This window comes from Flavobacterium sufflavum, assembly GCF_004016525.1.
GTDB lineage: Bacteria > Bacteroidota > Bacteroidia > Flavobacteriales > Flavobacteriaceae > Flavobacterium > Flavobacterium sufflavum.
This window is the reverse complement of record NZ_SACJ01000007.1, coordinates 191,908-205,837: the sequence shown is the minus strand read 5'-3', so window position 1 is coordinate 205,837 and position 13,930 is coordinate 191,908. Positions and strand designations below refer to the sequence as shown.

The 13,930-nt window shown below is 32.8% G+C and carries 11 protein-coding genes; 7 read left to right on the top strand and 4 right to left on the bottom strand.

Features of this window, described 5'->3' with window-relative positions; all coding sequences use genetic code 11:
* Nucleotides 1–31 precede the first annotated feature (31 nt).
* The 3 genes from EOD40_RS12500 to EOD40_RS12490 form a co-directional block, all read right to left on the bottom strand.
* A complete protein-coding gene (locus tag EOD40_RS12500; protein WP_128196023.1) occupies nucleotides 32–958 on the bottom strand; it encodes an aspartate carbamoyltransferase catalytic subunit in 927 nt (308 codons plus the stop codon).
* A gap of 57 nt (nucleotides 959–1,015) precedes the next feature.
* Entirely contained in the window at nucleotides 1,016–1,555 is a 540-nt protein-coding gene (pyrR, locus tag EOD40_RS12495) for a bifunctional pyr operon transcriptional regulator/uracil phosphoribosyltransferase PyrR (protein WP_128196021.1), read from the bottom strand.
* Nucleotides 1,556–1,687: 132 nt separating this feature from the next.
* Nucleotides 1,688–3,307 (bottom strand): ABC-F family ATP-binding cassette domain-containing protein, encoded by a 1,620-nt coding sequence (locus EOD40_RS12490; RefSeq protein ID WP_128196019.1) that lies wholly within the window; start codon nucleotides 3,305–3,307, stop codon nucleotides 1,688–1,690.
* Nucleotides 3,308–3,524: 217 nt separating this feature from the next.
* Here EOD40_RS12490 and EOD40_RS12485 point away from each other — a divergent pair, with 217 nt between their 5' ends.
* Both EOD40_RS12485 and EOD40_RS12480 read left to right on the top strand, forming a co-directional pair.
* Nucleotides 3,525–4,235, top strand: a complete 711-nt coding sequence (locus EOD40_RS12485) for an SLATT domain-containing protein (RefSeq protein WP_128196017.1) — start codon at nucleotides 3,525–3,527, stop codon at nucleotides 4,233–4,235.
* A 100-nt stretch (nucleotides 4,236–4,335) separates the two neighbouring features.
* Nucleotides 4,336–5,271, top strand: coding sequence for a WG repeat-containing protein (locus tag EOD40_RS12480; protein WP_128196015.1), 936 nt, complete (start codon nucleotides 4,336–4,338; stop codon nucleotides 5,269–5,271).
* Between the two features lie 19 nt (nucleotides 5,272–5,290).
* Here the strand turns inward: EOD40_RS12480 and EOD40_RS12475 are convergent, their stop codons facing one another.
* Entirely contained in the window at nucleotides 5,291–7,315 is a 2,025-nt protein-coding gene (locus EOD40_RS12475) for a beta-N-acetylhexosaminidase (protein WP_128196013.1), read from the bottom strand.
* A gap of 286 nt (nucleotides 7,316–7,601) precedes the next feature.
* On the opposite strand from EOD40_RS12475, the gene EOD40_RS12470 reads away from it, so the two are divergent.
* The 5 genes from EOD40_RS12470 to argC all read left to right on the top strand — a co-directional run bounded on the left by EOD40_RS12470 (nucleotide 7,602) and on the right by argC (nucleotide 13,854).
* A complete protein-coding gene (locus EOD40_RS12470; protein WP_128196011.1) occupies nucleotides 7,602–9,071 on the top strand; it encodes an MFS transporter in 1,470 nt (489 codons plus the stop codon).
* 138 nt (nucleotides 9,072–9,209) lie between these two features.
* A complete protein-coding gene (locus EOD40_RS12465) occupies nucleotides 9,210–10,388 on the top strand; it encodes a hypothetical protein (RefSeq protein ID WP_128196009.1) in 1,179 nt (392 codons plus the stop codon).
* Nucleotides 10,389–10,837: 449 nt separating this feature from the next.
* Nucleotides 10,838–11,458: a GNAT family N-acetyltransferase gene (locus EOD40_RS12460; protein WP_128196007.1), complete on the top strand. Its 621-nt coding sequence runs from the start codon at nucleotides 10,838–10,840 to the stop codon at nucleotides 11,456–11,458.
* An 83-nt stretch (nucleotides 11,459–11,541) separates the two neighbouring features.
* Complete coding sequence (locus tag EOD40_RS12455; RefSeq protein ID WP_128196005.1) at nucleotides 11,542–12,735, top strand: argininosuccinate synthase; 1,194 nt, start codon at nucleotides 11,542–11,544, stop codon at nucleotides 12,733–12,735.
* A 141-nt stretch (nucleotides 12,736–12,876) separates the two neighbouring features.
* A complete protein-coding gene (gene argC / locus EOD40_RS12450; RefSeq protein WP_128196003.1) occupies nucleotides 12,877–13,854 on the top strand; it encodes an N-acetyl-gamma-glutamyl-phosphate reductase in 978 nt (325 codons plus the stop codon).
* Nucleotides 13,855–13,930: the final 76 nt, after the last annotated feature.

Here is a 13,930-nt window from a genome sequence, read left to right as displayed (position 1 = left end):
CTAAAATCTAAAGTTACTAAGTTTTTTTTACTTACTGAATTTTTGAAGCCAAAAGATAAATAACAGCCATTCTGATAGCTACTCCATTTTCAACCTGATTCAAAATAACTGATTGCCCGGAGTCGGCTACTTCAGATGTTATCTCCACTCCTCTATTGATTGGTCCCGGGTGCATAATTACAATTTCTTTATCTAAAGATTCCAATAATGCTTTATCTACACCATATTGCTGTGCATATTCTCTTGTAGAAGGAAAATAATTTACGTCCATTCTTTCGTTTTGAACGCGTAACATATTAGCTACATCACACCATTCTAAAGCTTTTCGTAAATTAGGTTCTACTTTTACACCAAGTGATTCAATATATTTTGGAATCAATGTTTTAGGCCCGCAAACTTTAACTTCGGCACCTTGCATTTGCAAAGCATAAATATTAGACAAAGCTACTCTTGAGTGCAAAATATCCCCAACAATAACCACTTTTTTTCCGGCTACATCACCTAATTTTTCTCTTATCGAATAACTGTCTAATAAAGCCTGAGTAGGATGTTCATGAGCACCATCACCTGCATTCACAATACTGGCTTTTACATTTTTGGACAAAAAGTAAGCAGCTCCGGGATTAGCGTGACGCATTACCACCATATCCACTTTCATCGAGAGAATATTATTTACGGTATCAATAAGCGTTTCTCCTTTTTTAACCGAAGACTGTGCTGCCGAAAAACTTATCACATCAGCAGATAATCGTTTTTGAGCTAATTCAAATGAAAGTTTGGTTCTTGTACTATTTTCGAAAAAAATATTGGCAATGGTAATATCTCGTAACGAAGGCACTTTCTTAATAGGACGATTAATGACTTCTTTAAAATGATCCGCTGTTTCAAAAATAAGGTCTATATCATTCTTGTTAATGTATTTGATACCTAATAAATGATTTACGCTTAACTCTTTCATTCTTTTACGATTATTATTTTATTATAGATGGACTTTTAAGGTGCTTAATTTGCTAAATTAATTAGTAACTAAATACACCGCATCTTCCCCATCATTTTCTTTCCAACTCACTTTTACCTTCTCATCATTAATAGCATCCACCTGTCTTCCTCTATAGTCAGGCTGAATTGGCAAATCCCTACTGAAACGACGATCAATCAATGTTAACAATTCAATTCCTGATGGTCTCCCAAAAGATTGAATAGCTGTCAAAGCCGCTCTAATGCTTCTACCGGTGTACAACACATCATCAATAAAAATGACTTTTTTATTTTCCACAATAAAATTGATGTTGGTTTTATTGGCTTCCAATGGTTTTTCGGTTCTTCGAAAATCATCTCTAAAGAAAGTAATATCCAAATAGCCTAATTTTATTTTGGGTGTATCATATTCTTTTTCCAACACTTCTTTTAATCGTTCCGCCAAAAAAGTTCCTCTGGGCTGAATCCCTATTAAAATGGTATCTTTAAAATCGAGGTGTTTTTCAATTAGCTGACAAGCCAAACGATGAAGAATGATATTGACTTCTTTTGAATTAAGTAAAACTTTTTGAGTCATAGTAAAGTGTTATCTTGGGTCATGCAAAAATAGCACTTTTTTTTAAGCCATTTTTTAATTCTATTTAAAAAGCATAAAAAAACCGCCTCAAATTAGTATCGAGACGGCATCTTCTTATTGTTTTCCAATCAATTAAAGATTGTACATTTTCTTTCTTTGTTCCTGAATTTTATCATCATCCAAATACTCATCAAAAGTCATGTAACGGTCAATTGCTCCGTTAGGAGTCAACTCCACTACTCTATTACCTACAGTTTGAGCAAACTCGTGATCATGAGTGGTGAATATAACTGAACCTTTAAAGTTTTTTAGCGAATTATTGAAAGCCGTAATCGATTCCAAATCCAAGTGGTTTGTAGGTTCGTCTAGCATCAGGATATTAGCGCGTTCCATCATCATTCGGGACAACATACAACGTACTTTTTCTCCTCCTGAAAGCACTCGGCTTGTTTTTAAAGCTTCTTCTCCGGAGAAAATCATTTTCCCTAAAAATCCTCTAATAAAAACTTCATCACGCTCTTCTTCAGTTTTTGCCCATTGACGCAACCAATCAACAAGTGATAAATCATTTTCAAAGAAATCATGATTTTCAACAGGTAAATAGGCTTGGTTTGTTGTTACTCCCCAATCAAATTCCCCTGAATCCGGTTTTTGATTTCCATTTAAAATTTCGTAGAAAGCAGTCGTAGCACGTGAATCTTTTGAAAAAAGAACAATTTTATCTCCTTTAGCCATATTCAAATCAACTCCTTGAAACAAAGTTTCTCCATCCACAGAAGCACTTAAGTTCTGAACATTCAAAATCTGGTCTCCCGCTTCACGCTCCTGATCAAAAATGATGGCAGGATAACGACGGCTTGAAGGTTTAATTTCAGAAATATTCAATTTAGAAATCATTTTTTTACGGGAAGTCGCTTGTTTAGACTTCGCCACATTCGCAGAAAAACGACGAATAAACTCTTCCAATTCCTGTTTCTTTTCTTCGGCTTTCTTGTTTTGTTGCGCTCTTTGTTTAGCAGCTAATTGGCTTGACTCATACCAAAACGTATAGTTTCCTGAATAATGATTAATTTTTCCAAAATCAATATCCGAAATATGCGTACAAACAGCATCCAGGAAGTGACGGTCGTGAGAAACCACAATTACCGTATTCTCATAATTAGCAAGGAAGTTTTCTAACCAGGCGATGGTTTCAAAATCCAGGTCGTTGGTAGGCTCATCCATAATCAATACATCAGGATTTCCAAAAAGCGCCTGCGCCAAAAGCACACGAACTTTAATCTTACCCTCAAGATCTCCCATTAAGGTATAATGATGTTCTTCGTTAATTCCTAAGTTAGACAACATCGAAGCCGCATCAGAATCGGCATTCCAACCGTTCATTTCTTCAAACTGAACCTGAAGCTCCCCTATTCTATCGGCATTGGCATCATTATAGTCCAAGTACAAAGCATCCATTTCGGTTTTTACTTTATACAAAACTTTATTTCCCATCAAAACAGTTTCCAAAACAGTATGCTCATCAAACATGTTGTGGTTTTGGTTTAAAACCGACATACGTTTTCCAGGCTCTAACTGAATATGACCTGAAGTAGGATCAATATCACCCGAAATTATTTTAAGAAAGGTAGATTTTCCAGCACCGTTAGCACCAATGACACCATAGATGTTACCGTGAGTAAAAGTGGTATTTACTTCGTCGAATAAAATTCGCTTGCCAAACTGAACTGATAAATTATTTACTGTTAACATGGATATTTTTTATAAAATTTGCTGCAAAAGTACAAAAAAATACCTATTTATAAGAATGGATTCTAAACTTAGATTTCATCTTTATTTGTAGGAATATTTTAATATATTTGAATTCATAAAAATAAAATAAAAACGTCGCTAATCAATCAATTTTTGAGTAAACACAAAGATTTAATTCTCATAAACTAATTGATTACAATTACAAAAAATAATATCCATGATAAAAGAGTTTCTACTTTATTGGAAAAAAATCCAACGCGCTAAAAGAATTAAAAAATTAAAAAAGAAAATCCCCCCTTATCTACAGAAAGATTTTGAAGTTGAACTTAATTATAAATTATGGTCAACTAAAGGTGCTAGATTTGCTGCCAGTCATAGAAGCGAAACTCTTCATAGACTTTCCGGACAAACAGTTGGCTATTTATCTGCGTATTTAATTATTGTCGGATTAGTAAATATTTATCATCTACAATTTTGGATGATTACATTAAATGATAATCAAGTAAATTTTGCTTCGATGTCTTTCTCAGTGTTAATTTTGTTATTTAGTCAATTAGAAAGTTCTGAAAACTTCAGTTTAAAATCTGACCGTTATCATAATTGCGCATTAGATATTTCCGAACTTTACGACAAACTTCGTTACGTAAAAACGTATGAAAACAACAATCCTGATAAAAAAGATATACTAAAAAAAATCAGCATTGATTATGATAAAATTTTAAAGAGAAATGAAAACCACAAACCAATAGATTACTCAAAATTTCAATTAACAAAAGCACCATACTACGAACTAAACTTAATCGATAGAACATTAATTAGAACTGAATATTATTGGAGAGTCCACTTTAAATATCATCTATTTATGTATGGGCCAATTATAATATTTCTAACAATTAATTTTTATAAAATCTTTTATTCAAAAAGTTAACTCCCCTCTAGTCACACTCCTATACATAAACAAAATCTAAAAAAGTATTAGCAAAACATCCGCATTGATAGAAAAAATTAATTTTTTAAATTGATTTAATATGAAATTCTTTTACGCTTTATTATCACTTTTAATTAGTTCTTTATCCTTTTCACAAACTGAAAGACTATTTTACTATGTAGAAAAAGATAGTCTTTTAGGTGTCAAAAATCAAAATGGAAAAATTATTGTTCCTGCTGATATAACTTGGGATACTATTGGATACAATGACACAACTGAAATAAAGTCAAGCATTTTTTTATTAAGTTTTAAAAACAAAGGAGATTTATATTTTGACAGAAAAGGAAATTACTTATTCAAAACTGTTTTAGCAGCATTAGGATATAGCGATTTTCATGAAGGATATATCCTTTATCAGGAAAATAAAAAGTCTGGATTAGCCAATAGACTAGGAAATAAAAAAATACCTGCCATATATGACCATATTTCTTCTATGAATTTTGGATACGCACAATATTGCAATGGTTGTTATTGGGATACCTCAAAAGATGAAGAACATCCACCTTTAGTAGGCGGTGTTTGGGGGTTTGTTGACAGGAATGGAAAAGAAATTAAAACAACTTCTAGAAGAAATCATCCGAAAGATATCGAAATAAAAGAAAACACATTTATCCCCTATCAATTCAAATACAATAAAAAAGAAAAACAAATTCTTATTTTTTTTGAAAAAAGAAAGAATCAAATCATAAAGATCTATGGTTTTAACAGTTCTGATGAAAAGTTGTTTTTTGAAATTGTAGAAAAACCATCAGAATTCAAACCTTTTTATACAATAAAAACTTTTGAATTATACGATAAATATCCAAGTGGAGCTGATGAAACTTATCCTGATTACAAAATATTTAAAGTTTCTGAAGATGGAAAAAAATTTTACGTATTATATACAGATTTAGTCAATCACGAAAAATATTCTGAATTTGTTGAACGAAAAACCCCTGTTGATAGTTGGATTCAACAACAACTTAAGGTAAAATAACCATAAATAAACTCAATAGCTACTCCACCAACTTCCTCAAACTTTCATAAACAGCCAGTTCCACATCGGCGGAATTTCTGGTATTAATTTGTTCCAATAATGCATTCAAATCGGTTTTATTAATGCTTTGTTTTTGCTCTATTGCTAATAAAAGTTGTTTGGAAACGAGACTTAAATTTTTAGATAATGGTAAAATAGGCTGGATCAAAGGCGCATTGGCACTAAGGCGAATTAAATCTAAATCCATTACAATCCATTTTTTTAGATAATCGGTAACCAACTTTTGATTAGCCAAACTCTTATTTTCTAAATATAAATTCACTGCTTTATTAAATTCATAAGCATCCGAAGCATCGGCAGCGCAGGCATCGGCAAATAATGTTAACGGAGAAAACATAAAATATTTCTTCCCTCCTCCATTGCGTTTGTACACCTTATAAGGTTCGCAAATATTTGTAAAATCATTCAGTGCTTTTGTATCCTGATAATTGCTAATATTTCTCAAAATCACCTCTTTGTTTCTAATATGTGTCAAGCCTATTTCTTCCAGGCGGAACGAAATTTGTTTCAACCTTTTGTGCATACTTTCTAAATTACGTACCGTATCATTAGACCATAATCTTTCGGCAATGGCGGCAGTGCGCGGCCAAATTCTGGAATCAATATTTAAAGGAGTCACTAATTCGCTCCACATCGTAGCTTCGCCACCCAGAATTCTGGCTTTTTCTTCTTCGGTAAAAGCCACATTTTTTGGCATTGGATCATTCAAATAATGAGAATCCACAGGCAACATTAAATCGATATAATAACCATTAGACAAAATGGCTTTGTAATCACTTTTAGCTGCTTTTACTAATGCTCCAGCCGCTTCCATACCTTCATTTACACCGCGCCAGGCATGAATGATAGCCTCTTTAGACATAGCTGGAGTCATGATTTCCTCCCATCCCATCAATTGCTTGCCATGCTTTTTCAACATGGGAACTAATTTCATATTGAAATAAGTTTGCAAATCATGATTGGTAACCAAATTATTTTTCTTTTTAAATTCCTGAATTTTAGGATTGGCATCCCATTCTTTTCCGTTGTTTTCATCGCCACCAATATGAAAATAAGCAGCGGGAAACAACGGACAAACTTCATCAAAAATTTCGGTTAAAATTTGATAAGTTTTGGGATTTGTTGGGTCTAAAGTAGCATCGTGAATTCCTGATTTTCGGGAGACTGCATAAGGAATTCCATCTGTTTTACTGCCAATTTCAGAAAAAGCAGTCAATAATGCCGAAGCATGCCCTGGAACATCAATTTCAGGAACCACCATAATTCCTCTTTCATCAGCATATTTTACTACATTTTTAATTTCTTCCTGTGTATAAAAATCTCCATCTGAAGCCAATTCAGTTAATTTTGGGTATTTTTTTATTTCGATTCGCCAACTTTGATTATCGGCTAAATGCCAATGAAAAACATTCATTTTCATCGCAGCCATTCCGTCCAAATTTCGTTTAATGACATCAACCGGCTGAAAATGTCTTGATGCATCAATCATCAATCCTCTCCAAACAAACCTGGGCGCATCAGTAATCTCAACCGAAGGAAAATAAAATTCAGTCCCATTATTTTGAAGCAATTGCGATAAGGTTTCCAGAGCATGCAAAGCACCTAAATCGGTTACGGCGTTTATTGTAATGGTATTCGATAAAACGGATAATTGGTAACTTTCATCTTCCTGTAATCCTACTTTGCCTTTGCGCTGACAATTGATTTGCAATTGAGCTTCAGGAAATTCATTGAGTTTTGCTACAAAACCTTGATTAAAAAAAAGCCCTGTTCTTTCGTCTAATCGTCGTAAAAATCGGCTTGCACCTTTTAAAATTCTCGAATCGGGATTTCCTGTACAATTAATTTTAAAATCTTTATTCAATAAAAAAATAGCCGGAGAAACAGTAAGTTTTTGAGGCCAGGGCATCAAGTTTAGTTGTTCGTTTTTCACCTGGGCATGAGAAACAAAAACAACCAATAGTATAAAAAATAATTTTCTCATAACCTCTCATTTATTTATTAAGTCGATAAACTTTAATTCCAGTTAATTTTATAAAGATAAAAATTTAAAAACAGCTTTTGAAATTAATAAAGAAAGAAAAAACTTAATTAATTTTAAAAAAATATATGGATAAATCAACCAAAACAGTTACAATTCATACAGTTTATATCGTTATAGTTAAAATTACAACAAGATCACCCCCTTTTTGTTTTTTTTTGAAATCTATAAGAAATACTTTTACCTTACACTATAAAAACATATAACCGAAAAATTTATTGAAAAAATTATGAATTCAGAAAATTTACAAACAAAATGGGGACAATTTCTTTCTCTGGTAACTGTATTCTTCTTCTGGGGATTCGTTGGTTCCGCCAATGACATCTTAATCCCTGTATTTAAAAAAGTATTTACCTTATCACAAGTACAATCTCAATTAGTGGCCTGGGCATTTTATGCAGCCTATTTTGTAGGCTCGATAATATTCTTTTTAATCTCTTTAAAATCAGACGTATTACAAAAGTTTGGTTATAAAAAAACATTGGCTACCGGATTAATCGTTTCTGCTTTTGGTTCATTTCTATTCATTCCTGCGGCTACCATGGAAAGTTTCGCTTTCTTTTTGACAGCCTTATTTACAGTAGGCTTAGGATTTTCAATACAACAAATTGTAGCCAATCCATTAGCCATTAAAATGGGAAGTCCTGCAACCGGAGCGCACCGCTTGACTTTGGCCGGCGGGGTAAACTCATTCGGGACTACTATTGGAGCCATTTTGTTAGGAATTGCACTTTTTGGAATGGGAGACAATAAAAGAACTGCACTTTCATTAGAAGACATCAAATTCCCTTTTATCATTTTAGGAATTGCCTTCATCTTGGTAGCTCTTTTTATGCTTTTTTCTAAAATAGAGGATCCTGTAAAACTGGAAGAAGCCAAGATTGAACACGGGCATAAAAATTTCAACATCATGGATTACCCTCAACTATACTTGGGGATGTTAGCCATATTTATTTATGTTGGAACTGAAGTAACCATTATCAGTAATTTGCCTGCTTTATTAAAAACAGCCGAATTTGGAAATATCCTTGAAGAAGCCATCCCTCCTTTTATAGCCTTATACTGGGGAAGTTTGATGATTGGTCGTTGGAACGGAGGCGTAAATGTTTTCGATACTTCTAAAACTACTAACCTAATATTAAAATTCATTGTTCCTGCATTGGCTTTTGGAGTAATTATTGGCACTAATATTTTTGCACAACACAATGTTTCTGCGTTTTATATCTATCCAATTTGGATCTTAATTTTCATTATTGTCAGCTTTATTGGTGGTAAGGATGCCGGAAAAACATTGATGCTTTATGGGATTTCAGGTTTATTAATGATGTTTATTGGTCTTGTATGTCCTGATAAAGAAATAGCTAAATTCTTTTTCATCTCGGGAGGTTTATTTCTGTCTATCATGTGGCCTTCTATTTTTGATTTAGCCATTGCCGGTTTAGGAAAAAATACAGGAAAAGCTTCCTCATTCCTGATTATGATGATTCTTGGAGGTGGTGTAATTCCGTTGATTCAGGGAAGTATTTGTGATTTTGACTTAAGCAAACCTGGAGGAATAATGGGGATTTCATGGACTCATTTCTCTTATATCATTCCACTTATAGGATTTGCTTACTTGGCTTTTTATGGTTTTTACTGTCCAAAAATCCTGAAACAACAAGGGATTTCACACATTGAATCCGAAGGAGGAGGACATTAATCTCCTTATATCTTTTCAAACAAAGCCGTCAAATTTATTTTTTGATGGCTTTGTTGTTTTTGAATTAAACTTGAATTAAAAACACAATCGTTTGGACGAATTGATTTTAAAAAAATATATTTGTTCAAAATTTCGAAAATGAAAAAACAACTACTCCTACTTTCTATAGTGTTATTCATTACTTCTTGTGGTGTAAAACAAACCCGAAACCTATTAACTTCAGGAAATTATGATGAGGCAATTGACAATGCTGTAAATAATTTACGTTCGAATAAAGACAAAAAAGGAAATCAGGATTATGTATATCTTCTTGAAGAAGCTTTTTTTAAAGCCAAAGAAAGAGATTTAAACAGTTTGAACTTACTCGAACAAGACAAAAATCCATCTAATCTGGAAAAAATTTACAACACTTATATTCAATTAGACCGTCGTCAGGAAAAAATAAAACCTTTGCTGCCTTTACAACTTCTTAAAGAAGGCAAGAATGCTAAATTTTCTTTCGATAACTACAACAAACAAATCGTTGATAGCAAAAATGCCTTGTCTAAATATTTATATGATTCCAGCAAAGCTTTGCTAAAGTCAACTAACAAAATGGACATTAGAAAAGCCTATGACAATTTGGAATATTTAAACCAAATTAATCCTAATTACCAAAACACCTTACAACTACAGGAAGAAGCCCTGAATAAAGGAAGATACTACGTTACCGTAGCCTTACGCAACCAAACTAACATGGTAATTCCTTTGAATTTACAAAACGATTTACTGGATTTCAACACTCTGGGAATGAATGATAAATGGACGGTTTACCACAATAGCATTCAAAAACAAATTAAGTATGATTACCAGATAGTTGTTAATTTCAAGGACATCAACATCACACCTGAGCAAATCAAAGAAAAAGAATTTGTAAAAGAAAAAATAATCAAAGATGGTGTAAAAGATCTTCTTGATAAAAACGGAAAACCGGTAAAAGACAGCCTTGGAAAAGTAATTAAAGTAGACAATTTAAAAACTATTGTGATTCAAATTAGGGAATTCAATCAGTTTAAGGCTTCTCAAATCACTGCTAATGTGGATTATATTGATTTTAAAAACAAACAACTTTTACAATCTTTTCCTCTGACTTCTGAATCTGTTTTTAAGAATGATTATGCCACTTACAAAGGCGATAAAAGAGCAACTGAAGACGCTTACTATTCTTATTTTGATCGAAAATTAATTCCGTTTCCAAGCAACGAGCAAATGATTTACAACACTGGCGAAGATTTGAAATCTAAACTGAAAGGGATTCTGGTAAAAAACAAAATTTAAAGTCCTCAGAACTTTTTCAACCAAACAAAACACAATTATTTGATTTACAAATGTTTGTAAATAAAAATTCAAATGTTAAAATAAATTATAAAACCATGTTCAGTTTGAAAAATATGTGTACTTTTGCATCAATGAATTACAAAAGTGTACATATTACCTCATTGTCACGGATAGACAAGCCAGTTACTTCGCCCGAAGTACGGATACTTGTATAGTATCTAAAATGCTTTTTGTCTTATTATATTCATTTTTTTTATTTGTTCCAAAATTGAAATTACAACCGTTATCCGTTGGATTAACATATCCTAAAAACAAAATTTTATACATTTTATATTCCTACATTTTTTCTTGTTGGTTTTATTATGTTAATTTTGCAGTCAATTTCAAAAAAGGTTCAGTATTAAAATATACCAATTTCACATTTTTTAACCCAAAATTCATCTTTTGAAATGAATATCTCTATTGTTATAGCTCAGGAAGAACATTTTAAGTATGCACAAATTATTTGTGATACTATAGAAACGTCTGCCCTATTGAGAGGAACCGGAATAGCAAAAAGAACTCCCGAATATGTCCAGAAAAAAATGGAAAACAGGGATGCCGTTATCGCATTGGATAAAAACGGTGATTTTGCAGGTTTCTGCTATATCGAAAGTTGGCAACACGGTAAGTTTGTTGCCCATTCTGGATTGATTGTACATCCTGATTTCAGAAATCTGGGATTAGCCAAGCAAATTAAAACCTTTGTGTTTAATTATTCTTTGAAAAAATACCCAGGTGCCAAAGTTTTTGGTATCACAACCGGTTTGGCTGTAATGAAAATCAATTCTGATTTAGGATACAAACCAGTTCCTTTTTCTGAATTGACCAGTGATCCTACTTTTTGGTCTGGTTGTAAAACCTGTACTAATTTTGAAATCTTAAAAAGCAAAGATTATAAAATGTGTTTGTGTACCGGAATGTTGTATGATCCAGCTGAAAAGCCAAAAGATCCGCCTAAACATCCATTCAATGTTAGGATTTGGAACAGATTAAAAAAAATCAAACAAGCTCTTTTTTTGGAGAGTTAATTAAAGAATAAACTAAAATTATATATAATCAGCTAAATACGAAACTTCTAAAAGAATAGTAAATAGCCCATAGATCAAGAAAAATGAAAAAAGTTGTATTAGCTTATAGTGGAGGTCTAGATACCTCATATTGCCTTAAATATTTAAAAAATGAACAAGGATATGAAGTTCACACCGTATTAATTAATACAGGAGGTTTTGATGATGCCGAATTAAAAGCAATCGAAGACAGAGCTTATGAGTTAGGAAGTGCAAAACACGCTAACCTTACTATCTTAGATAAATATTATGACAAAGCCATTAAGTATTTAATTTACGGGAATGTTTTAAAAAACAATACCTACCCATTATCAGTAAGTGCTGAACGTGTTTTTCAGGCAATCGAAGCTATAAAATATGCTAAATCTGTTGGTGCTACTGCTATTGCTCATGGAAGTACAGGTGCAGGAAATGACCAAATTCGTTTTGATTTAATTTTCCAAACTATCGCTCCCGAAATTGAAATCATCACTCCTATCCGTGACTTGAAATTATCAAGACAGGAAGAAGTAGATTATTTATCTAAAAACGGAGTACACTATTCTTGGGAAAAAGCACAATATTCTATCAATAAAGGACTTTGGGGAACCAGTGTGGGAGGTAAAGAAACTTTGACTTCAAGTCAACCTTTACCAAGTGAGGCCTACCCTTCTCAATTACAAAAAGAAGGAGAAGAAAAAGTAACTTTAGAATTCAAAAAAGGGGAATTAGTTTCCGTAAACGGTGTAGCTGACAAACCTTCTAACAACATTGTTGTTTTAGAAAAATTGGCCAGTGCTTATGCTATCGGTAGAGACATTCACGTAGGTGATACTATTATCGGAATCAAAGGAAGAGTTGGTTTTGAAGCTGCTGCCCCATTGATTATCATCAAAGCACACCATTTATTAGAGAAACATACTTTAGGAAAATGGCAACAATACTGGAAAGAACAACTAGGAAACTGGTACGGAATGTTATTTCACGAAGGTCAGTTTTTAGATCCTGTAATGCGTAACATCGAAACTTTCCTTGAAGATACTCAAAAAACAGTAAACGGAAAAGTATTTGTTTCGTTGAAACCATATCATTTTTCATTAGACGGAATCGAATCTGACAATGATTTAATGAATACCGGTTTTGGTCAATATGGAGAAATGAACAATGCCTGGACATCTGAAGATGCTAAAGGATTTATCAAAATCTTAGGTAATGCTCAAAACATATTTTCATCTGTAAACAATGAAACTTACGAGTAATATTTTTTAAACTAAAATATAAAAGTTGAAGTTTTTTCACAAAGGCTTTGACAAACACTTTTTTAACCATTAAGAAATTTAAGAAACATTAAGCTTAACTAAACTTAACTTCTTAATGGTTTAAAATAAAAAACAGAGATCATGATTAAAGTTGGAATAATAGGCGGTTCAGGATATACAGCAGGAGAGTTAATTAGAATTCTAATGTTTCACCCGAATGCTAAATTAGATTTTGTTTATAGTACCACAAACGCTGGAAAACCACTTTCTGTGGCACACCACGATTTGATGGGCGACATCGAAATGAATTTTACGGATGTTATCAATCCTGATGTTGATGTGCTTTTCCTGTGTTTAGGACACGGAAAATCAATTTCATTCTTGGAAAACAACAAATTCTCAGATAACACCAAAATCATCGATTTAGGAAATGACTTCCGTTTAACGAAAGATAAAAACTTCGACGGAAAATCATTTGTGTACGGCTTACCTGAACTGAACAAAACCGACATTAAAAAAGCAAATTATATTGCTAATCCTGGTTGTTTTGCTACGGCTATTCAATTGGCTTTATTGCCATTGGCTGCTGATGGCGTATTGACCGAAGACGTTCACATCAACGCTACCACAGGTAGCACAGGTGCCGGAGTTGGTTTGGCTGCGACCTCACATTTTAGTTGGAGAAACAACAATTTCTCTCACTACAAAGTTTTCGAACACCAACATTTAGGAGAAATCAACCAAAGCATTAAGCAATTGCAGGCTTCTTTTAGCGACGAATTGATTTTCATCCCTAACAGAGGTGATTTCCCTAGAGGAATTTTTGCCACATTATATACAAAATCGGAAGAAAGTTTAGAGGATTTGGTTGCTAAATACGAAGCTTATTACGCTGATCAACCTTTTGTAACGGTGACGACTACTAACATCAACATGAAACAGGTGGTACAAACTAACAAATGTATTATTAGTTTATTGAAAAAAGGAAACCGGGTTTTAATTACTTCAATTATTGATAATTTACTCAAAGGCGCCTCTGGTCAGGCAGTTCAAAACATGAATTTAATGTTTGGATTGGAAGAGACTACAGGATTGCATTTGAAACCAAGTGGATTCTAAAAAAAGTTTGTCATTTATAGTTTTTGGTTTTATTCAACAACTATAAACGACAAACCAAAAACAACAAACTAAAAAA

Coding starts and splice junctions, on each gene's coding strand:
- EOD40_RS12500 (WP_128196023.1), bottom strand. CDS start 958: ATGAAAGAGTTAAGCGTAAATCATTTATTAGGTATCAAATACATTAAC.
- pyrR (WP_128196021.1), bottom strand. CDS start 1,555: ATGACTCAAAAAGTTTTACTTAATTCAAAAGAAGTCAATATCATTCTT.
- EOD40_RS12490 (WP_128196019.1), bottom strand. CDS start 3,307: ATGTTAACAGTAAATAATTTATCAGTTCAGTTTGGCAAGCGAATTTTA.
- EOD40_RS12485 (WP_128196017.1), top strand. CDS start 3,525: ATGATAAAAGAGTTTCTACTTTATTGGAAAAAAATCCAACGCGCTAAA.
- EOD40_RS12480 (WP_128196015.1), top strand. CDS start 4,336: ATGAAATTCTTTTACGCTTTATTATCACTTTTAATTAGTTCTTTATCC.
- EOD40_RS12475 (WP_128196013.1), bottom strand. CDS start 7,315: ATGAGAAAATTATTTTTTATACTATTGGTTGTTTTTGTTTCTCATGCC.
- EOD40_RS12470 (WP_128196011.1), top strand. CDS start 7,602: ATGAATTCAGAAAATTTACAAACAAAATGGGGACAATTTCTTTCTCTG.
- EOD40_RS12465 (WP_128196009.1), top strand. CDS start 9,210: ATGAAAAAACAACTACTCCTACTTTCTATAGTGTTATTCATTACTTCT.
- EOD40_RS12460 (WP_128196007.1), top strand. CDS start 10,838: ATGAATATCTCTATTGTTATAGCTCAGGAAGAACATTTTAAGTATGCA.
- EOD40_RS12455 (WP_128196005.1), top strand. CDS start 11,542: ATGAAAAAAGTTGTATTAGCTTATAGTGGAGGTCTAGATACCTCATAT.
- argC (WP_128196003.1), top strand. CDS start 12,877: ATGATTAAAGTTGGAATAATAGGCGGTTCAGGATATACAGCAGGAGAG.